The following is a 17,921-nucleotide window of genomic DNA, read 5'->3' as shown; positions in this document are numbered from 1 at the left end:
CTTTGTCCCGTTCTAGCGTGGCCGCATGATCGAGCTCGAGGGGCTGACCAAGCGGTACGGCGAGAAGGTGGCGGTCAAGGATCTGACCTTCACCGTCAGACCGGGCATCATCACTGGCTTCCTCGGCCCGAACGGCGCCGGCAAGTCGACCACCATGCGGATGATCCTGGGCCTGGACCACCCGACCGCCGGGGACGTACGGATCGACGGCACGCGCTACGACCGGCTCAAGGACCCGCTGACCCGCATCGGCGCCCTGCTGGAGGCCAAGGGCGTGCACCCGGGCCGCAGTGCCTACAACCATCTGCTGTGCCTCGCGCAGAGCAACGGCATCCCGCGGCAGCGGGTGCACGAGGTGCTGGACACGGTCGGGCTGACGGCGGTGGCGCGGAAGAAGGCCAAGGGGTTCTCGCTCGGCATGGGCCAGCGGCTCGGCATCGCCGCCGCGCTGCTCGGCGACCCGCGGATCCTGATGTTCGACGAGCCGGTCAACGGGCTCGACCCCGAGGGCATCCACTGGATCCGCACGCTGATGAAATCGCTCGCCGCCCAGGGCCGTACGGTCTTCGTCTCCTCCCACCTGATGAGCGAGATGGCGCTGACCGCCGACCATCTCGTCGTCATCGGCCAGGGCCGGCTGCTCGCCGACACCTCCATGGCCGAGTTCATCGAGCACAACTCCCGCTCGTACGTCCGGGTCCGCAGCCCGCAGCGCGAGCGGCTGCTCGACGTGCTGCGCCAGGCCGGGGTCACCGCCGTGGAGAGCGGCGACGGGGCGCTGGAGGTGGCCGGCTCCAAGGCCGAGTACATCGGGGAGCTGGCCGCCCGGCAGCAGCTGGTGCTGCACGAGCTGAGCCCGCAGCAGGCCTCCCTGGAGGAGGCGTTCATGCGGCTGACCGCGGAGTCGGTGGAGTACCACGCGCACACCGGCACCCCCCAGGCCCCGCAGCGGTGGGGCGACGACTGGAAGAGGGGCTGAGCATGGCGGTGACGCAGGTCGTACGGTCGGAGTGGACCAAGATCCGGTCGGTGGCGTCCACGGTGTGGACGCTCTCCCTGGCGGTGGTCGTCACCATCGCGCTCGGCATGCTGATCTCGGCGCTGTCGAGGAACGAGTTCGAGACCATGAGCGCACGGGACCGGCTCTCCTTCGACCCGACCTTCATCAGCTTCGCCGGGATGAGCCTCGGCCAGCTCGCGATGATCGTGTTCGGGGTGCTGGTGGTGTCGAACGAGTACAGCACCGGCATGATCCGCGCCTCGCTGGCGGCCGTACCGCGGCGCGGCACGTTCCTGCTGAGCAAGCTGGCGGTCGCCACCGCGCTCGCCCTGGTCGTCTCCATGGCGACCGGCTTCGCCACGTTCTTCCTGGGCCAGGCGATGCTCGGCGAGCACAAGGCGTCCCTCGGGGACGACGGGGTGCTGCGGGCGGTCATCGGCGGCGGCCTCTACATGACGCTGATCGCGCTGTTCTCGATGGGCGTCGCCGCGATGCTGCGCTCCCCCATGCTGTCGCTGGGCATCCTGATGCCGTTCTTCTTCCTGATCTCCAACATCCTCGGCAACGTCGACGCCACGAAGAAGGTCGGACAGTTCCTGCCCGACCAGGCCGGCAGCAGGATCATGCAGGTGGTGACGCCCCTCGACGACGACACCCCGTACGGGCCCTGGGGCGGCCTCGGCATCATGGTGCTCTGGGTGCTCGCGGCGGTCGCCGGCGGGTACGTGCTGCTGAAGCGGCGCGACGCGCAGTGAGTGACCGCGCGGGACCGGTTTTTACCTCGGCTTGAGCGGAACCGTCAGCGCCTCGATAAGCTCCTAACCCTTACGGGGGCGTGTGCCCCGCTGTCCTGAACCTTTCGATGGGTGCGGAGCATGATCGAGGCAGTCGGCCTGACCAAGCGGTACGGCGACAAGACCGCTGTGTACAACCTTTCCTTCCAGGTGCGTCCGGGTACCGTCACCGGGTTCCTGGGTCCCAACGGCTCGGGCAAGTCGACGACGATGCGGATGATCCTCGGTCTGGACAACCCCACCGCGGGACGGGTCACGATCGGCGGCTACCCGTACGCCAAGCTGCCCAACGCCCCCCGTCAGGTCGGCGCGCTGCTGGACGCGAAGGCGGTGCACGGCGGCCGGTCCGCCCGCAACCACCTGCTGAGCCTGGCCCAGCTCTCGGGCATCCCGGCCCGGCGGGTGGACGAGGTGCTGGGTGTGGTGGGCCTGCACGAGGTGGCGCGCAGGCGGTCCAAGGGCTTCTCCCTGGGCATGGGCCAGCGGCTCGGCATCGCCGCCGCGCTGCTCGGCGACCCCCAGGTGCTGCTGTTCGACGAGCCGGTCAACGGCCTCGACCCCGAGGGCATCCTCTGGGTGCGCAACCTGATGAAGGCGCTGGCCGCCGAGGGCCGTACGGTCTTCGTCTCCTCGCACCTGATGAGCGAGATGGCGCTGACCGCCGAGCACCTCATCGTCATCGGGCGCGGACAGCTGCTCGCGGACATGAGCGTGACGGACTTCATCTCCGCCAACTCCGCCGACTTCGCGCGCGTGCGCACCCCCGACACCGAGCCGCAGCAGCGCGAGAAGCTGTCCGCCGCGATCACCGAGGCCGGCGGCCACGTGCTGCCCGAGCAGGACGGCGCGCTGCGGGTGACGGGACTGGCGCTGCCGCGCATCAGCGACATCGCCCACGACTCCGACGTACGGCTGTGGGAGCTGTCGCCGCACCAGGCGTCGCTGGAGGAGGCGTACATGCGGATGACGCAGGGCGCCGTCGACTACCGCTCGACCACCGACCAGAAGGCCGGGCTCCAGCAGCCGCTGCCGCCCGGCGCGCAGCCGCCGATGCCGGTTCCGGGACAGGGCCAGCCCGGCTGGTACGCCCCGCCGCCGCCCCAGCAGGGCGGGCAGCCCTTCGCCACGCCGCAGGGTGTGCCCGGGCAGGCCCCCGCGGGCCCCTACGGCGCCCCGGGCGCCCCCGGAGCGGCCCCGGGCGTCCCCGCGCCCAACCCGTACGCGCAGCCCGCCCCGCAGGCGCCCCAGGCGCCGCCCGCCCAGGCTCCGGCGGCGCCGCCCGCCGCACCCGCCGCGCCTCCGACCGCTCCCGCCGCCGACCTGACCAAGCCCGAGGACGCCCGATGAGCACGCCCCCGCCCCCGATGCCGCAGGCCGCCGCACCCGACTGGCAGGCGGCGCCCGGCTCCCCGTATCCCGGCTACACCTCGCCGATCCCCGTGGTCCGTACGCACCTCGGGCACGCGCTCGCCTCCGAGTGGACGAAGATCAAGTCCGTGCGCTCCACGATGTGGACGCTGGGCGTGTTCGCGCTGCTCGTGGTCGGCATCGGTCTGCTGACCGGCCTGGTGGTCTCCAGCGCCGACCCCGACATGGGCGGCGAGAGCCCGTTGTCCCTCGGCTTCTTCGGGCTGCTCCTCGGCGGCATGTGCATCATCACGCTGGGCGTGCTGACCACGGCGTCGGAGTACGGCACCGGCATGATCCGCACCACGATGGTCGCCTGTCCCTCGCGCGGACGGGTGCTCGTGGCGAAGGCCCTGGTGTTCTTCCTGCTCGCCTTCGTGGTGACCCTGGTGTGCGCGTCGCTGATCGGCTTCCTGCACGTGGCGCTGCTGGAGGAGTACAACGCCAAGGACCCCTCCGGCGAGGAGTGGCTGAAGGGCACGGTCGGCGTCTCGCTCTACGTGGCGCTGCTCGGCACCCTGTCGCTGGCGATCGGGTCGATCATCCGGCACTCGGCGGGCGCCATCACCATCATGATCGGTGCCGTGCTCGCCCCGCTGGTGATCGCGCTGTTCATGTTCTCGTCCTCGCTGGAGGACGTGCAGCAGGCGCTGTTCGAGTACTCCATCCCGAACCAGATGAGCATCTTCTACGCCAACTCGCTGACCGAGTCCGGCCCGTCGGGCTGGGACCCGCTGTGGATCATGCTGATCGCCACCGGCGTCGCACTCGGCGGCGCCTTCGCCCTGCTGCAGAAGCGGGACGTGTAGGGGCGGTTCAGAACTTCGGCGCGTTACGGGACCGCTGCACCCGCGTGGTGCGGCGGTCCTTCGCGTTCCAGCACGCCTTGTGCCAGTGACGGCGGTCGTCGACGCCCGCGTGCTCCGGCCAGGCCACCACGTGCGGCACTCCGTCCGGGATCAACTGGTCGCAGCCGGGGCAGCGGTAGGCCTTGCCCTGGGCACTGGCGCCCGCCACGTGCCGCACGCTCCACTCCTCGTCCTGCCAGCTCTCCGTGGACTGCCAGCCGCCGTAGCGGCCGGAGCGGTCGTCCTCGGCGCTCCGGCCGGACGAACCGGCTCCCTTGGCTCGGTTGCGACGCGGGGACACAGAACACCTCACGGGGCTATACAGGATGCTGGGGCCGCCTCCAGCCTACGCGGCGCGCGCAGGGGTACGCGTACGGAACCAAACGTCACAAGTCCCCTCCGTGTCGATGGGGCACCCCCTCCTGAGCGCCCGATTCTGCAGACAATCCGCAAAATCCCCCGCCCGGCCGTGTCCTCGGCACGTGTCGGGCGGTTATGCCCTGCGGGGGAGCTCCGCGTCGGAGCCAAGGAAGCAGGAAAGCAATGCGCGTTGGAAGTTTCGTGTTGGCCGCCCAGTTCCCCGGGCAGGGCGAGGGAGAGGCGCTGCACCGCGCGGTCCGCTCGGCCGAGGTAGCCGAGGAGGCGGGCCTCGACACGGTCTGGCTGGCCGAGCACCACTTCGTGCCCTACGGCACCTGTCCGTCGGCCGTCACCCTGGCCGCGTTACTGCTCGGCCGCACCCGCCGGCTGCGGGTCGGTACGGCGGTCAGCGTGCTGCCCACCGTCCACCCCGTGGCCCTGGGCGAACAGGCCGCGCTGCTGCACATCACGAGCGGCGGCCGGTTCTCGCTGGGCCTCGGGCGCGGCGGGCCGTGGGTCGACCTGGAGGTGTTCGGGGCCGGTCTCGAGGCCTACGAGAAGGGGTTCCCGGAATCACTCGATCTGCTGGTGCGCTGGCTGCGTGAACCGTCCGTCGGGGCCGACGGCGAGCGGTTCCGCTTCCGCGAGGTGCCCGTCGTGCCGCGCCCGTCGGAGTCCCTGGACGAGACGGAGGGCCCGGAGGTGGTGGTCGCCTGCACCTCCCCGGCGAGCGTACGGCTGGCCGCCGAGCGCGGACTGCCGATGCTGCTCGGCATGCACATCGGGGACGAGGAGAAGGCCGAGATGGTCGCCCTGTGGCGCAACCACGCCCGCGCGTGCGGGCGGCCGTCCCGGGAGATCCACCGCGCGGCCCATGTCTCGGCCGGCGTCTGCCAGATCGCGGACCGGCGCACGGACGCGGCGGAGACCCTGATGAAGGCGATGCCCGGCTGGCTGAAACAGGGTCTCGAAGCCCATGTCACGGTGGACGGGCGGCAGCGGCGGATGCGCGACCCGCTGGCGTACACCGAACTCCTCTGCGGACTGCACCCGGTGGGCCCCCCGCAACTGTGCGCCGACCGGCTCGCCGCGACCAGCGAGCGGACCGGCATCTCCCGCTTCGCCCTGCTCGTCGAGGGCTCCGGCGACCTGGCGGCGACCGAGGAGAACGTACGGCGGCTCGGAGCCGAGGTACTGCCCCGGCTCGGCTGAGCGAGCGGGGTCACACAGGCTTGCCGCCCCGGTACAACCGCACCTCCCGCGTACGGAGCGGCAAGCGAACAGTGGAGCGCGTCAGCAGTCGCGCAGTTCCGGCGACTGGTTCAGTATCTGAGCGCGCACCGAGGTGAAACGGGCGTGCCTCTCGTCGACCGAGGGGTCGAGCGGGAACACCGCCACCCGGTGGCAGTTCTGGAAGGCCAGCCGTACACCGAAGTGCCGTTGCAGCGCGCCGCGTATCGCGTCACTCGCAAGCGCACGCAGCAGCTGACCGCGTGCGTGCTCGTCCGGCGGGGGCGTCTGGTTGTCGGCGAAGGGTCCGCCGTCCACCTTCAGCTGTGCCACCAGGGAGCTGATCATCTCCCATGCGAAGGGCAGGGAGGTCCGGACGCAGTCGACGAATTCAGCTTCGTCGACCTCGCCTCGCTCGGCCTGTTCGAGTAGGGCCGGTGAGACGTCGAGCGACATGGGTTCTCCTCTCGCACCCCCAACGAACAGGGGTTGCCTGACAGATAAGGGAGTGCGCGGTATCGGACACGCTGCGTACACAGTTCGCGACCTCCCGTTCAATACCGTAAGCAACGGACGGTGACGGCACCAGGCGAATGCCCGGATGCGGAACTTCCTGTGGGCCGGTAATCGGCCACCGCCGAAACAAGCGTTTTCCCGGAGATTCAGGACGCGTCGGGTGAGCCCCGAGGGTCAGGTGTGGCGACGAATCGCGTCGACCCCGGCCGGTCGAGTAGCGTTGCCGACCATGCGTCTCGTCATTGCCCGCTGCTCCGTGGACTACGCCGGGCGGCTCACCGCGCACCTGCCGTCGGCACCCCGTCTCATCCTGGTCAAGGCGGACGGCAGCGTCTCGATCCACGCCGACGACCGGGCCTACAAGCCCCTGAACTGGATGTCGCCGCCCTGCACCCTGAAGGAGGGCGCCGGCGACGAAGAGGGCGTCTGGACCGTCGTCAACAAGGCGGGCGAGAAGCTCATCATCACGATGGAGGAGATCCTCCACGACTCCTCGCACGAACTGGGCGTCGACCCCGGCCTGATCAAGGACGGCGTGGAAGCGCACCTCCAGGAACTGCTCGCCGACCGCATCGAGATCCTCGGCGAGGGCTACACCCTCATCCGCCGCGAGTACATGACGGCGATCGGCCCCGTCGACATCCTGTGCCGGGACGCCGAGGGGCGGACCGTCGCGGTGGAGATCAAGCGGCGCGGCGAGATCGACGGCGTGGAGCAGCTCACACGCTATCTGGAGCTGCTGAACCGCGATCCCCATCTCGCCCCCGTGCGGGGCGTCTTCGCCGCGCAGGAGATCAAGCCGCAGGCCCGGGTCCTCGCGACCGACCGGGGCATCGGCTGCCAGGTCCTCGACTACGACGCGATGCGCGGCATCGAGGACGACAAGCTGCGGCTGTTCTGAGCCGCGCCGGTACGGACCGAGGGCCGGGTTCCGTGGGGAACCCGGCCCTCGTGTGTGTCCTGCGGGTCAGATCACCTGTTCCGCGTCGCCGCTCTGCGGGGCGCTCGCGCTCGTCTCCACGGGAGAGGACGAGGCGGAGTCGCTCGCGGAGTTGCTGTTGGACGGCGGCGGGGTCACGGGGTCGGTGGTCGGGTCCGTGGTCCCGGGATCCGTCGGCTCCTCGGTCGGCTCCGTCTCGGTCGGCTCCGGATCCGGATCCGGGGACGTGGGCGGCTTGGGCGACGTGGGCTTCGTGGTCGACGACTTCGAAGGCGATGCGGACGGCGACCTGGTCGGGTCGTCCGGCTTCGCCGTCCCGCTCGGGCTGCCCGACGGCTCCCCCGACGAACCGGCCGTGGGCGTCGGGTCGTCGGACGTGCCCGGCGTGCCGTCCGGGCCCGGGTCGGTCGGCCGGCTGGTGGCCTCACCGGTGTCGCCCTCGTCCCCGGTCGCCGGATCGGCTCCGAGGCTGCCGTCGTCGACGCCCTGGCTGGCGGAGGGGTTGACGCCGACGTTCTCGGACGGGGTGCCGGCGTCGTTCTCCGACGTGGCGCCCAGGGTGACCACCGTGCCCAGCACGGCGACGAGCAGCGCGCCCGCGCCGGCCGCCACCAGGTTGCGCCTGGCCAGCCCCTTGAGACCGCCGCCCGGCCTGGCCTGCGGTGTGGAGCGCGGCGTGGACGGCGACGGCACCGTGCGGTGGACGACCAGACCGGTGTCGGAGGGCAGCTGGAGGTCCGGGAAGGCCGTCGGCACCCCGCGGGGCGGCGAGGCCGACTCCTCGTAGCGGGCCTCGGGCACCTCCTCCCCCGCGGTCGGCATGAGCGACAGCGGGGTTCCGGAGCGGTCCGCGACGAGGGCCAGCGCCCTGCGTCCGGCGACGGTGCCGCGCTTGTCGGCGAGGGCGCCGCGCAGCCCGATGGACGCCTCCAGTTCGGCGCGCGCCCGGTCGAGCTGTCCGGCGCACAGCGCGTGGATGCCGAGTTCGTGGTGGAAGTAGGCCTGTTCCGCCACGTCCCCGGCGAGCCGGGCGGCCTCCGCGCCGGCCCGCAGCGCCTTCTCCCAGGCGCTCCAGTGCAGGCCCGAGGCGAACGCGGGCGCGGCGGTACGGGCGAGCTGTACGGCCGTGCTCTGCTCGCCCTCGGTGACGGCCGTGGTGAGCGGCGACAGCACGGCGAGCGCGGCGAGCACCGCGTCGGCCTCGGCGCAGACCCGTTCCGGGGTGACCGAGGGGTGCCCGGTCCACCAGGCGTAGTGCTGGGCGGCGGCACGGGCCCGGTCCTCGGCCTCGTCGGCGTATCCGGCGGCCTCCAGCTGGGCCGGCACCCCGGCGGCGAGCCGGTAGCGGGCGCCGGCCGGGGAGACCAGTCCGCAGGCGGCCAGCTCGCCGAGCGCGGCGTCGGCGTGGGTGTCGCCCACCAGGGCGGGCAGATGCGCCTGGTGGGGCACCTCGCCGCCGAGCGCGACGGCGAACCGCAGGGTGGCGCGGGCGGAGGCGCTGAGCCGGGAGGCGAGCAGCGGGGCGGGGGCGGCGGCCTCGCCGAGCGAGGGCAGCGGCACCTCGTCGCCGTCCGCGGGGTCGTAGGACGTCTCGTCGGGCCGTACGTCCTCGAAGACGCCGAACTCGTCGACGGCGTCGGCGCCGGCCCGCAGCCGGTCGCGCTGCCTCAGCAGGGCGCCGGCCTGGACGAAGCGCAGCGGCAGGCCCTCGGACTCGAACCAGAGGTCGCCGGCCCAGTTCGACTCGTCCTCGGTGAGGTCCCGGCCGACGGCGTGCTTGAGCAGGTCGAGACCGGCCGCGCGGTCGAGACCGGGGAGGGCGACCTCCTCGATGCCGGCGTCGGCGGACGGCTCGGGCACGTCCGGGGTGGCGCCGAGCAGGAAGGCGCACTCGGGGGTGGCGTCCAGCAGCTCGTCGAGGGCGGCGCCGCCGAACTCCAGGTCGTCGAGGACGACGACGGCGCCGATCTCGCGGACGTGGCCGGTGAGTTCGTCCCGGTCCGGGCGGTGCAGCGGGGCGTCGTGGACGGCGTAGAAGAGGTCGTGCAGCAGGTCGTCGGCGGAGCGGCGGTGGCCGTTCAGCCGGACGACGCCGTCGGGGGCGAGGTCCGCGCAGTCCTCGGCGACGGTGTCGAGGAGCCGGGTGCGGCCGGAGCCGGCCGGGCCGGTGAGGCGCACCGAGCGGCCGCGCGCCAGCAGCCGGACCAGCTTCTCGCGCTCGTCCTGGCGGGCCAGCAGCGGCAGCGGGAGCTGCGCGGGTCCCGGCGGGACGGGCGGCCTGGCGGCCCGCTCGGCCTCGGCGCGCTCGGCCTCGGGCAGCTTCGCGGGGCGGGCCGGCCGTTCGGCGGGCGGGCAGGGCTCGATCTCGCTGCCGTCGACCGGGTTGACGGTCAGCAGGAAGTCGCCGGAGACGAGCTGCACCGTGCGGGCGAGCGCGGGCGCGTGCTGTCCGAAGTCGGAAGTGAGGGATTCCCGGGGCGGACGCTGGCGCGGCGCACGGCCGTCACCCTCGTGGCCGTACTCCTCGGGTCCCGGGTTGTTCGGGTCCATAGGTCCTAGCCCCCCAAAAGCGTCGTGTGGTGGAAGCCCCTCCCGGCCTCATCGCACACCGCGCTGTCGCTTCTGGTCCGGGCCCGCTCAGGGTTTGCAGGGCAGCAGGCAGCCGAACCCTAAACCTTCGCCCAGTATCTACGACAGTCCGGGGTACCGCGCGGTCCCGGACGTCACGGTCTCGTGAGGATTGTGCGCGCGTCGAAGGGTTCGTCGAGGTCGGTCCGGGTTCTCGGGGGTCGTCCGTCCCGCACCCGTACGCCCTCATACGCGGGGCAGCGTCTCCACCCCGATACCCCCCTCGATCGCCAGGATCCGGTGCAGCCGGGTGGCCACCAACAGGCGCTGCATCTGCGGCGGCACGTCCCGCAGCACCAGGCGCCGGCCGCAGCGGCCGGCCCGTCGGTGGGCCCCCATGATCACACCGAGTCCGGTGGCGTCCCAGGAGTCCAGGTCGGACAGGTCCAGCACCAGGTCGCCGACTCCGTCGTCGACGGCCGAGTGCAGGACCGTACGGGCGTCCGCCGCGCTGCGGACGTCGAGGCGGCCCCCGACGACCAGCCCGGCGTGGTCGCCCTTGATGTACATATGCGCTCCCCGATATGCGTCTCGTGCTCCGCGTTTTCCGAATGGCCGGTGATGCAACCTCTGACTGCGTGGCGGCGTCCGAGGTTGCTGCCTGTAAGCGAACCGATACCGAATTCACTCCGGCGTGTGATGCGCGCCGGGGCGAGTGCGCGGTGTCAGTGCTCGTAGAAGCCCTGCCCGCTCTTGCGGCCGATGTCACCGGCGTCAACCATCCGGCGCATCAGCTCGGGAGCGGCGAACTTCTCGTCCTGGGACTCGGTGTAGATGTTGTCGGTGGCGTGCAGCAGGATGTCCACGCCGGTGAGGTCGGCGGTGGCCAGCGGTCCCATCGCGTGGCCGAAGCCCAGCTTGCAGGCCACGTCGATGTCCTCGGCGCTCGCCACGCCCGACTCGTACAGCTTGGCGGCCTCGACGACGAGGGCGGTGATGAGGCGGGTGGTGACGAAGCCGGCGACGTCGCGGTTGACGACGATGCAGGTCTTGCCGACCGACTCGGCGAACTCCCGGGCCCTGGCGAGGGTTTCGTCGCTGGTCTTGTAGCCGCGGACCAGTTCGCACAGCTGCATCATCGGGACCGGCGAGAAGAAGTGGGTGCCGACGACCCGCTCCGGGCGCTCCGTCACGGCCGCGATCTTGGTGATCGGGATGGCGGAGGTGTTGGAGGCGAGTACGGCGTCCTCACGCACGATCTTGTCGAGGGTCCGGAAGATCTCGTGCTTGACCTCGAGCTTCTCGAACACCGCCTCGACCACGACGTCCGCGTCCGCACAGGCGTCCAGGTCGGTGGTGGCGGTGATCCGGGCGAGGGCGGCGTCGGCGTCGTGCGCCTCCAGTTTGCCCTTGCTCACGAACTTGTCGTACGACGCCTTGATCCCGTCGGTGCCGCGCGTGAGCGCCTCGTCGGTGACGTCCCGCAGGACGACGTCCCAGCCCGCCCGGGCGGACACCTGGGCGATGCCGGACCCCATGAGACCGGCCCCGATGACGGCGAGCTTGCGTGCCACTGTGCGACTCCCCTGATACGCGCTGTCTTGTTCTCCAGGAGCGGACATTAGCGTTCGCGGGGCCCTGTGTGACCGGTAAGTAACGCGCGTCACGTCTCACATGACGGACATCACACCGACGGCAGGCGCCGGTGGATCCGACGGACCGTCAGGGGCCGCACCGTGATGCGAGGGTAGGAGGGCCGGTGTCCGATCGACGGAGGAGAACCTCGGCATGGCCGTGATCCACCGCACCACCCTTGAGCCGACCAAGCTCGAACTGCTGGCCGCCTGGCTGCCCTCGCGCCCCTGGTACCACGGGGGCACGGAAGGTCCGCGGCTGACCAGGGCCGGCGGTTTCCGGCTCGACGACCCGAAGGGGGAGGTCGGTGTCGAGTTCATGGTCGTCACCGACGCCTCCGGCGCCGAGCCGGCCGCCTACCTGGTGCCGCTCACCTACCGGGGCGCTCCGCTCGACGGGGCGGAGCACGCCCTCGTCGGCACCGCGGAACACGGTGTCCTCGGGCGGCGCTGGGTCTACGACGGCTGCCACGACCCGGTGGCCGTCGCCGAGTTGGCCGCGCTGATCGAGGGCCGCGTGCGGGCCCAGGCCCAGAGCGTCAGCGACACCCCGGACGAGGAGGTCACCCGCGCCTGCGCGGGCGAGACCCCGGTCCCGGCGGAGTTCACCACCGTCGAGGACACCCCGGAGCACACCGAGCTGTCCGCGCCGGACGGCACCGCCCTGCGGGTCCTGCGCACCCTGCTGCCCGCTCCGGACGGCTCGCCGCTTCCCGGGCCGGGGGCGGCGGGTCATGTCGCCGGCGCGTGGGAGCTGCCCGACGGCACCCGCGCGCGGGGCCTCCTGTGCGTCCTGCACACGACCCCTCCGGCGTAACCCGGTTCAGCCGCGCACCGCGTAACCGAGCACCCTGTCGCTCAGCAGCTCCTCGATGTCGTCGACCAGGACGAGCGCCTCGCGGGACACCTCGGCCGGTGCGCGGCCCTTCATCATCTCCCGGCCGACCGCGGTGAACACCGTGCTGTGGATCCAGCAGATCTGGCCGGCCACCAGGCCCGGCAGCGGGTCGTCGGGGGCGGCGCCCGTCTCCTCGCGGAGCGCCGCCTCCAGGCTGTCCTGGACCTCCTGCTGCAGACTCCACAGCCGGGAGCGGAGCTGCGGGGAGTCGTGGATGACGCGCATGAAGCGGTCGTAGCCCTCCAGCAGGCCCACCCGGGGTGACACCGCCTCGATGTCGGCGCGCAGTTCGCGCAGTACGGCGTGGGCGGCCGACTCCCCCGCGTCCCGGCCCCGGACCCAGCGGGCGAGCTGGTCGACGACGCCCTTGGAGCGGTCGAAGAAGAGGTCCTCCTTGGCGGGGAAGTAGTTGTAGACCGTGTTCACGGAGACGTCGGCGGCCTCCGCCACCTCCGCCATCGTCACGGTCACGAAGCCGTGCTCCAGGAACAGTCCGGTGGCGATGTCCGAGATCCGCTGCCTGGTCTCGCGCTTCTTCCGCTCCCTGAGCCCCTCTGCCATGCCCTCATCGTAGGTCGGCCCGATGATCCTTGGGCTTCCTGAAATTTTGGAGCCATTGCAAAATTTAAGTCCCTCTGTTTTTCTGGGGTCATGGCAATCATCAGTACGGCCGGACTGGCCCGTACCTTCCAGACCAAGCGCGGCCCGGTGGAGGCCGTGCGCGGTGTCGACCTCACCGTCCGCGAAGGGGAGATCCTCGGCTTCCTGGGGCCCAACGGGGCCGGGAAGACCACCACCCTGCGGATGCTCACGACCCTGCTCGCCCCCACCGGCGGCGCGGCCACCGTGGCCGGCCACGACCTGGCGACCGACCCCGCCGGGGTGCGGCGGGCCTGCGGCTATGTGGCGCAGTCCGGCGGGGTCGATCCGCAGATCACGGTGCGGGAGGAGCTGGTCACCCAGGGCCGCCTGTACCGGCTCGGCACGGCGCGGGCCGCCGAGCGCGCCGAGGAACTGGCCCGCGACCTGGACCTCACCGGGCTGCTGGACCGCAAGTGCGCCGCGCTCTCCGGCGGCCAGCGGCGCCGCCTGGACATCGCGATGGCGCTCACCCACCGCCCGAAGGTGCTGTTCCTGGACGAACCGACGACCGGGCTCGACCCCGGCAGCCGCGCCGGCCTCTGGGACCTGGTGCGGCGGCTGCGCGACGAGCACGGCACCACCGTGTTCCTGACCACCCACTACCTCGACGAGGCGGACGCCCTCGCGGACCGGCTGGTCGTCGTCGACCGGGGCACGGTCGTCGCCGAGGGCACACCGGGCGCCCTGAAGCTGGAGTACGGCGGCTCGGTCGACGCCTCGCTCCAGGACACCTTCCTCGCCATCACGGGCCGCAGTGCCTCCCCGGCCGACGCCGCCCCCGTAGCCGTATAGGACGTCCACGATGCTGCTCCACGACACCGCGCTCATCTACGGGCGCTATCTGCGCCAGTCCCTGCGCTCCCGCTTCGCGCTGCTCTTCGGCGTGCTGATGCCGCTGCTGTACCTGCTGTTCTTCGGCCCGCTGCTGACCGGTCTGCCGCTCGGCGGACAGGGCAGCTCCTGGCAACTGCTGGTGCCGGGGCTGCTGCTGCAACTCGGCCTGTTCGGGGCCTCGTTCGCCGGTTTCTCGATCATCATCGAGAAGGGGCAGGGGGTGGTCGAGCGGATGCGGGTCACGCCGGTCAGCCGCCTCGCCCTGCTGCTGGGCCGGGTCCTGCGGGACGCCACGCTGTTCGTCTTCCAGGCGGTGCTGCTGGTGCTGGCCGCGCTCGTGATGGGGCTGCGGGCTCCACTGGCCGGCGTGCTGATCGGCTTCGCCTTCGTCGCCCTGCTGACCATGTCCCTGGCCGCGCTGTCCTACGCACTCGCCATGAGGATGGACACCCCGCAGACGTTCGGGCCGACGATCAACGCCCTGACCATGCCGTCGATGCTGCTGTCGGGCCTGATGCTCCCGATGACCCTGGGGCCCGCCTGGCTCGACGTGCTGTCCCACCTGATGCCGTTCCGCTATCTGGTCGACGCGGTACGGGACGCCTACGTCGGCGCCTACGCGACGGCCCACATGCTGTACGGCGCCGTCGTCGCCGTCGGCTTCGCGGTCCTCGCCCTGACAGTGGGCACACGCGTGTTCCGGACGGCCGGAGCGTAACCAGGGGGTGCCGTTTGGATCCTGCCGGAGTCGCGGGCCCTGGCACCACACCTCGCCGCGTTGTCGTCGGTTGCCAGGGCTCCGCCCTGTCGCCCTCCTCCGCCTTGTGACGCACGGCACCAGACCCCGCTCGGCTCAGCTGCAAAGCACCGCTCACCGGAGCCGGCCTGATCCAAACGACACCCCCTAGGCTGGCCCCATGGTCAACCTGACGCGTATCTACACCCGGACCGGCGACAAGGGCACCACCGCGCTCGGTGACATGAGCCGGGTCGCCAAGACCGATCTGCGGATCTCCGCCTACGCCGACGCCAACGAGGCGAACGCGGTGATCGGTACGGCGATCGCGCTGGGCGGTCTCGAGGAGGAGGTCGTACAGGTCCTCACCCGCGTCCAGAACGACCTGTTCGACGTGGGCGCCGATCTGTCGACACCGGTGGCGGAGAACCCGGAGTACCCGCCGCTGCGGGTCGAGCAGTTCTACGTCGACCGGCTGGAGGCGGACTGCGACCGCTTCAACGAGCGGCTGGAGAAGCTCCGCTCCTTCATCCTGCCCGGCGGCACGCCCGGCGCGGCCCTGCTCCACCAGGCCTGCACGGTCGTACGCCGCGCCGAGCGCTCCACCTGGGCGGCGCTGGAAGCCCACGGCGACACCATGAACCCGCTCACCGCGACCTACCTCAACCGCCTCTCCGACCTGCTGTTCATCCTGGCCCGCATCGCGAACAAGGAGACCGGGGACGTGCTGTGGGTGCCGGGCGGGGAGCGCTGAGGCCTACCGGCGCGCGGCCCGGTACAGACCCAGGAGGAGCTCGGCGCCGCCGACGCACGTCATCACCACGCCGACCTTGACGGGATCGACCGCCGGCAGGTCCACGCTCCCGGCGAACAGCCACAGCCCCAGGCCGGCCGTCAGCGTCGCGGTCCCCGCGAGGAGGTTCCTGGAAGCCCGCTTCATCGGCCGACACGCTCCTTGCCGAGGTCCGGCTCGGCCGGGGACCCGCCCGCCGGGGCCTTCTTCGGCCAGATCCAGTAGGCCAGGGCCACCAGGCCGTGGAGGCCGGCCGCCCGCCAGGCCACGAAGCGCCAGTCCTCCAGGGAGGTGACGCGGCTCGGGTCGTCGACGTACCGGATGGCGAGCTGGAGCAGCGCGGTCGCCACGGCGGCGCCGATCAGCGTGCCCAGCCACACCTTGGTCTCGTGCCGGGCGCGGGCCGTGCCGTAGCGCGGCGGGCCCAACGGCTTCGGGGCGCCGCCCAGCCGGTGGGCGGCGTGGCCGTCGAGCCACTTCACCGTGCGGTGGCCGTGCCCCACGGTGTAGCCGATGTAGAGCGCGGCCAGGCCGTGGGTCCAGTTCGGCTCGGCGCCGTTCTTCAGGTCCAGCGCGGTGGCGACCAGCAGGACGACCTCCAGCAGCGGCTCGCACAGCAGCAGCGCCAGACCGGTGCGGGGCATCTTCAGCAGGTAGCGGCAGGCCAGTCCGGCGGCCAGCAGCACCCAGAAGCCGATCTCACAGGCGGCGATCAAGGCGACGATCACGGTTCGCTCCCTTCGGTCACCCTTTCAGGCTCCCGTGCGAAGCGGCCCGTTTCGTCGTCGCCACCGATGAACCCGCGGTACATCGAAAGATGCAGTCCAGGACCGTCCGCGGGGATCAGGCGCCGGGTGCGCGCAGCGTGTTGGATGGTGCCATGGCCGTACGACCGCCCCGTCCCCACCGCTTCGACGTGTGGGCCGCGCTGGCCGGACTCTCCGGCGGGCTGCTGCTGTGGGGGCTCGGGCTGGGCGTGCGGAGGGCCGGCGACCCGATCGTGCTGTTCGACGGCCGCTGGCCGCTCCTGGTGCCGCTCGCCGTGATGGCCGGCTGCGAGCTGCTGCGCCGCGCCGCTCCGCGCGCCGCGCTGCTGACGGGCACGCTGGCGCTGGCCGCGGACACGATGACCCAGGGCAGCATCGCCACGGTCGTGATGTACACCGACCTGGTGTACGCCGCCGTGCTGTACGGGACGCCCGGCTCCGCCCGCCGCATCCCGTGGATCGCCGGGCTGCTCAGCATCGCCGGGACGCTGGTGCCGTACGCGGTGTGGCGGGTGCCCGAGGCGCTGCTGATCGGGTTCGCGATCGGTGTGGTGGCCTTCGCGCCCGCCTCGACCGGCCTGATCGTCCGCAATCACCGTGAGGCAGCCCAGTCCGCCCGGCTGCGGGCCGAACAGACCGCGCTGCTCGCCGAGATGGACCGCACCCAGGCGGTGATCGCGGAACGCGCACGGATGGCACGGGAGTTGCACGACATGGTCGCCAACCACCTCTCCGCGATCGCCATCCACTCCACGGCCGCGCTCTCCCTGGACGACGAGAGGACCTCCCGCGACGCGCTCGCCGTGATCCGGGAGAACAGCGTCCAGGGACTGTCCGAGATGCGACGGCTCATCGGCATCCTGCGCGACGGGTCCGACGACCGGGAACCGGCCGCGACCCCCACCCTCGACAGTCTCGGCGCGCTGGTCGAGGGCGCCCGCGCCAACGGCCTGGACGTCGTCCTCGACGCCACCTACGACTCGGTTCCCGCACCGGTCGAGCTCGCCGCGTACAGGATCGTGCAGGAATCACTGACGAACGCGCTGAAGCACGCCGCGCCGGGGAGGGTCACCGTGCTGCTGCGCCGCCTCGACGGCGGCCTCGACATCCGGGTGGCCAGCCCGTACGGCGGCCGGGACACCCCGCGAGCGCCGGGGTCCGGGGCCGGGCTCGTCGGCATGCGGGAGCGGGCGGCCCTGCTGGACGGCACGTTCGAGGCGGCGCCGGAGAGCGGCCCGGACGGCAGACTGTGGGTCGTACGCGCCTCCCTTCCCGTCACCGACATCGCCCAAGGAGAAGTGGAATGATCCGGGTCCTGGTCGCCGAGGACCAGTCCGCCGTCCGTGCCGGACTGGTCCTCATCCTGCGCAGCGCGCCCGACATCGAGGTGGTCGGCGAGGCGGGCGACGGCGAGCAGGCGGTGGCCCTCGCCCGTGAACTCCGCCCCGACCTGGTGCTGATGGACGTACAGATGCCGCGCCTGGACGGGGTGTCGGCGACCCGGCAGGTGGTCGGGGAAGGGCTCGCCGACGTGCTGGTGCTGACCACCTTCGACCTCGACGAGTACGTGTTCGGGGCGCTGCGGGCCGGGGCGGCCGGGTTCCTGCTGAAGAACACGGACGCGAAGGACCTCATCGCGTCGGTGCGCACGGTGGCGCGCGGGGAGGGCATCGTCGCCCCGGCCGTCACCCGGCGGCTGATCGCGGAGTTCGCCGCGAAGCCGGCTCCCCGGGCGACCGCCGATCCGGCGGTGCTGGACGCCCTCACCCGGCGCGAGCGCGAGGTGCTGTCCTGTGTCGGCGAAGGGCTGTCCAACGCCGACATCGCGGTCCGCCTCGACATGGCCGAGGCGACGGTGAAGACGCACGTCAGCCGTCTGCTGGGCAAGCTGGAGCTGCGCAGCCGGGTGCAAGCGGCGGTGCTGGCTCAGGAGTTGGGGATCTGACGGAAGCCG

The 17,921-nt window shown here is 71.9% G+C and carries 20 protein-coding genes; 12 read left to right on the top strand and 8 right to left on the bottom strand.

Features of this window, described 5'->3' with window-relative positions; all coding sequences use genetic code 11:
* Nucleotides 1-25 precede the first annotated feature (25 nt).
* The 4 genes from ACFV5H_RS12620 (at nucleotide 26) to ACFV5H_RS12605 (ending at nucleotide 4,010) form a co-directional block, all read left to right on the top strand.
* Nucleotides 26-979: an ABC transporter ATP-binding protein gene (locus ACFV5H_RS12620; RefSeq protein WP_385194485.1), complete on the top strand. Its 954-nt coding sequence runs from the start codon at nucleotides 26-28 to the stop codon at nucleotides 977-979.
* Nucleotides 980-981: 2 nt separating this feature from the next.
* The gene (locus ACFV5H_RS12615) at nucleotides 982-1,755 is read left to right on the top strand and encodes an ABC transporter permease (protein WP_385194482.1); all 774 of its coding nucleotides are present in this window, start codon (nucleotides 982-984) and stop codon (nucleotides 1,753-1,755) included.
* Between the two features lie 120 nt (nucleotides 1,756-1,875).
* Complete coding sequence (locus tag ACFV5H_RS12610; protein WP_385047810.1) at nucleotides 1,876-3,141, top strand: ABC transporter ATP-binding protein; 1,266 nt, start codon at nucleotides 1,876-1,878, stop codon at nucleotides 3,139-3,141.
* Nucleotides 3,138-4,010 carry an ABC transporter permease subunit gene (locus tag ACFV5H_RS12605; RefSeq protein ID WP_385194480.1) on the top strand — a complete coding sequence of 291 codons (873 nt, stop codon included), beginning with the start codon at nucleotides 3,138-3,140 and terminating at the stop codon, nucleotides 4,008-4,010. Before ACFV5H_RS12610 ends, ACFV5H_RS12605 begins: the two co-directional genes overlap by 4 nt.
* A 7-nt stretch (nucleotides 4,011-4,017) precedes the next feature.
* Here ACFV5H_RS12605 and ACFV5H_RS12600 read toward each other — a convergent pair whose 3' ends face one another.
* Nucleotides 4,018-4,350 carry an ATP/GTP-binding protein gene (locus ACFV5H_RS12600; protein ID WP_385047805.1) on the bottom strand — a complete coding sequence of 111 codons (333 nt, stop codon included), beginning with the start codon at nucleotides 4,348-4,350 and terminating at the stop codon, nucleotides 4,018-4,020.
* Nucleotides 4,351-4,592: 242 nt separating this feature from the next.
* On the opposite strand from ACFV5H_RS12600, the gene ACFV5H_RS12595 reads away from it, so the two are divergent.
* Nucleotides 4,593-5,621 (top strand): LLM class flavin-dependent oxidoreductase, encoded by a 1,029-nt coding sequence (locus ACFV5H_RS12595; RefSeq protein ID WP_385047802.1) that lies wholly within the window; start codon nucleotides 4,593-4,595, stop codon nucleotides 5,619-5,621.
* 81 nt (nucleotides 5,622-5,702) lie between these two features.
* On the opposite strand, the gene ACFV5H_RS12590 is transcribed toward ACFV5H_RS12595, so the two are convergent.
* Nucleotides 5,703-6,095: an SCO5389 family protein gene (locus ACFV5H_RS12590; protein WP_030860456.1), complete on the bottom strand. Its 393-nt coding sequence runs from the start codon at nucleotides 6,093-6,095 to the stop codon at nucleotides 5,703-5,705.
* A 289-nt stretch (nucleotides 6,096-6,384) separates the two neighbouring features.
* Here ACFV5H_RS12590 and nucS point away from each other — a divergent pair, with 289 nt between their 5' ends.
* Entirely contained in the window at nucleotides 6,385-7,056 is a 672-nt protein-coding gene (gene nucS / locus ACFV5H_RS12585; RefSeq protein ID WP_385047799.1) for an endonuclease NucS, read from the top strand.
* A 66-nt stretch (nucleotides 7,057-7,122) separates the two neighbouring features.
* On the opposite strand, the gene ACFV5H_RS12580 is transcribed toward nucS, so the two are convergent.
* The 3 genes from ACFV5H_RS12580 to ACFV5H_RS12570 all read right to left on the bottom strand — a co-directional run bounded on the left by ACFV5H_RS12580 (nucleotide 7,123) and on the right by ACFV5H_RS12570 (nucleotide 11,237).
* Nucleotides 7,123-9,645, bottom strand: coding sequence for an ATP-binding protein (locus ACFV5H_RS12580; protein ID WP_385194477.1), 2,523 nt, complete (start codon nucleotides 9,643-9,645; stop codon nucleotides 7,123-7,125).
* A 264-nt stretch (nucleotides 9,646-9,909) separates the two neighbouring features.
* Nucleotides 9,910-10,233, bottom strand: a complete 324-nt coding sequence (locus tag ACFV5H_RS12575) for an STAS domain-containing protein (RefSeq protein ID WP_385047794.1) — start codon at nucleotides 10,231-10,233, stop codon at nucleotides 9,910-9,912.
* 155 nt (nucleotides 10,234-10,388) lie between these two features.
* Complete coding sequence (locus tag ACFV5H_RS12570; protein ID WP_385047791.1) at nucleotides 10,389-11,237, bottom strand: 3-hydroxyacyl-CoA dehydrogenase family protein; 849 nt, start codon at nucleotides 11,235-11,237, stop codon at nucleotides 10,389-10,391.
* A gap of 214 nt (nucleotides 11,238-11,451) precedes the next feature.
* On the opposite strand from ACFV5H_RS12570, the gene ACFV5H_RS12565 reads away from it, so the two are divergent.
* Nucleotides 11,452-12,114, top strand: coding sequence for a 1,4-alpha-glucan branching protein (locus ACFV5H_RS12565; protein ID WP_385047789.1), 663 nt, complete (start codon nucleotides 11,452-11,454; stop codon nucleotides 12,112-12,114).
* 6 nt (nucleotides 12,115-12,120) lie between these two features.
* Here ACFV5H_RS12565 and ACFV5H_RS12560 read toward each other — a convergent pair whose 3' ends face one another.
* The gene (locus ACFV5H_RS12560; RefSeq protein ID WP_385047786.1) at nucleotides 12,121-12,756 is read right to left on the bottom strand and encodes a TetR/AcrR family transcriptional regulator; all 636 of its coding nucleotides are present in this window, start codon (nucleotides 12,754-12,756) and stop codon (nucleotides 12,121-12,123) included.
* Nucleotides 12,757-12,846: 90 nt separating this feature from the next.
* Between ACFV5H_RS12560 and ACFV5H_RS12555 the strand changes: the two genes are divergently transcribed.
* The 3 genes from ACFV5H_RS12555 (at nucleotide 12,847) to ACFV5H_RS12545 (ending at nucleotide 15,161) form a co-directional block, all read left to right on the top strand.
* Entirely contained in the window at nucleotides 12,847-13,629 is a 783-nt protein-coding gene (locus tag ACFV5H_RS12555; protein WP_385047783.1) for an ABC transporter ATP-binding protein, read from the top strand.
* Between the two features lie 10 nt (nucleotides 13,630-13,639).
* Entirely contained in the window at nucleotides 13,640-14,389 is a 750-nt protein-coding gene (locus ACFV5H_RS12550) for an ABC transporter permease (RefSeq protein WP_385047781.1), read from the top strand.
* A 199-nt stretch (nucleotides 14,390-14,588) separates the two neighbouring features.
* Complete coding sequence (locus ACFV5H_RS12545) at nucleotides 14,589-15,161, top strand: cob(I)yrinic acid a,c-diamide adenosyltransferase (RefSeq protein ID WP_385047778.1); 573 nt, start codon at nucleotides 14,589-14,591, stop codon at nucleotides 15,159-15,161.
* Between the two features lie 3 nt (nucleotides 15,162-15,164).
* On the opposite strand, the gene ACFV5H_RS12540 is transcribed toward ACFV5H_RS12545, so the two are convergent.
* Together ACFV5H_RS12540 and ACFV5H_RS12535 are read right to left on the bottom strand one after the other, a co-directional pair.
* The gene (locus ACFV5H_RS12540) at nucleotides 15,165-15,347 is read right to left on the bottom strand and encodes a DUF5708 family protein (protein WP_385194475.1); all 183 of its coding nucleotides are present in this window, start codon (nucleotides 15,345-15,347) and stop codon (nucleotides 15,165-15,167) included.
* Nucleotides 15,344-15,928: a hypothetical protein gene (locus ACFV5H_RS12535; protein ID WP_385047773.1), complete on the bottom strand. Its 585-nt coding sequence runs from the start codon at nucleotides 15,926-15,928 to the stop codon at nucleotides 15,344-15,346. Before ACFV5H_RS12535 ends, ACFV5H_RS12540 begins: the two co-directional genes overlap by 4 nt.
* A gap of 152 nt (nucleotides 15,929-16,080) precedes the next feature.
* Between ACFV5H_RS12535 and ACFV5H_RS12530 the strand changes: the two genes are divergently transcribed.
* Nucleotides 16,081-17,274, top strand: a complete 1,194-nt coding sequence (locus ACFV5H_RS12530; protein ID WP_385194472.1) for a sensor histidine kinase — start codon at nucleotides 16,081-16,083, stop codon at nucleotides 17,272-17,274.
* Nucleotides 17,271-17,912, top strand: a complete 642-nt coding sequence (locus ACFV5H_RS12525; RefSeq protein ID WP_385047767.1) for a response regulator — start codon at nucleotides 17,271-17,273, stop codon at nucleotides 17,910-17,912. The genes ACFV5H_RS12530 and ACFV5H_RS12525 overlap by 4 nt, the downstream gene beginning before the upstream one ends.
* Nucleotides 17,913-17,921 lie beyond the last annotated feature (9 nt).

Origin of the sequence: Streptomyces sp. NPDC059787 (genome assembly GCF_042732315.1) — a bacterium.
In the GTDB taxonomy this organism is placed as follows: domain Bacteria; phylum Actinomycetota; class Actinomycetes; order Streptomycetales; family Streptomycetaceae; genus Streptomyces; species Streptomyces atrovirens.
The sequence above is the reverse complement of the archived record's forward strand: the minus strand, read 5'-3'. Positions and strand labels throughout refer to the sequence as shown.

What these genes read in the sequence shown, in the direction of transcription:
- ACFV5H_RS12560 (WP_385047786.1), bottom strand. Translation starts at nt 12,756, where the DNA reads ATGGCAGAGGGGCTCAGGGAGCGGAAGAAGCGCGAGACCAGGCAGCGG.
- ACFV5H_RS12525 (WP_385047767.1), top strand. Translation starts at nt 17,271, where the DNA reads ATGATCCGGGTCCTGGTCGCCGAGGACCAGTCCGCCGTCCGTGCCGGA.
- ACFV5H_RS12590 (WP_030860456.1), bottom strand. Translation starts at nt 6,095, where the DNA reads ATGTCGCTCGACGTCTCACCGGCCCTACTCGAACAGGCCGAGCGAGGC.
- nucS (WP_385047799.1), top strand. Translation starts at nt 6,385, where the DNA reads ATGCGTCTCGTCATTGCCCGCTGCTCCGTGGACTACGCCGGGCGGCTC.
- ACFV5H_RS12610 (WP_385047810.1), top strand. Translation starts at nt 1,876, where the DNA reads ATGATCGAGGCAGTCGGCCTGACCAAGCGGTACGGCGACAAGACCGCT.
- ACFV5H_RS12615 (WP_385194482.1), top strand. Translation starts at nt 982, where the DNA reads ATGGCGGTGACGCAGGTCGTACGGTCGGAGTGGACCAAGATCCGGTCG.
- ACFV5H_RS12605 (WP_385194480.1), top strand. Translation starts at nt 3,138, where the DNA reads ATGAGCACGCCCCCGCCCCCGATGCCGCAGGCCGCCGCACCCGACTGG.
- ACFV5H_RS12580 (WP_385194477.1), bottom strand. Translation starts at nt 9,645, where the DNA reads ATGGACCCGAACAACCCGGGACCCGAGGAGTACGGCCACGAGGGTGAC.
- ACFV5H_RS12575 (WP_385047794.1), bottom strand. Translation starts at nt 10,233, where the DNA reads ATGTACATCAAGGGCGACCACGCCGGGCTGGTCGTCGGGGGCCGCCTC.
- ACFV5H_RS12565 (WP_385047789.1), top strand. Translation starts at nt 11,452, where the DNA reads ATGGCCGTGATCCACCGCACCACCCTTGAGCCGACCAAGCTCGAACTG.
- ACFV5H_RS12530 (WP_385194472.1), top strand. Translation starts at nt 16,081, where the DNA reads ATGGCCGTACGACCGCCCCGTCCCCACCGCTTCGACGTGTGGGCCGCG.
- ACFV5H_RS12550 (WP_385047781.1), top strand. Translation starts at nt 13,640, where the DNA reads ATGCTGCTCCACGACACCGCGCTCATCTACGGGCGCTATCTGCGCCAG.
- ACFV5H_RS12540 (WP_385194475.1), bottom strand. Translation starts at nt 15,347, where the DNA reads ATGAAGCGGGCTTCCAGGAACCTCCTCGCGGGGACCGCGACGCTGACG.
- ACFV5H_RS12595 (WP_385047802.1), top strand. Translation starts at nt 4,593, where the DNA reads ATGCGCGTTGGAAGTTTCGTGTTGGCCGCCCAGTTCCCCGGGCAGGGC.
- ACFV5H_RS12620 (WP_385194485.1), top strand. Translation starts at nt 26, where the DNA reads ATGATCGAGCTCGAGGGGCTGACCAAGCGGTACGGCGAGAAGGTGGCG.
- ACFV5H_RS12545 (WP_385047778.1), top strand. Translation starts at nt 14,589, where the DNA reads ATGGTCAACCTGACGCGTATCTACACCCGGACCGGCGACAAGGGCACC.
- ACFV5H_RS12555 (WP_385047783.1), top strand. Translation starts at nt 12,847, where the DNA reads ATGGCAATCATCAGTACGGCCGGACTGGCCCGTACCTTCCAGACCAAG.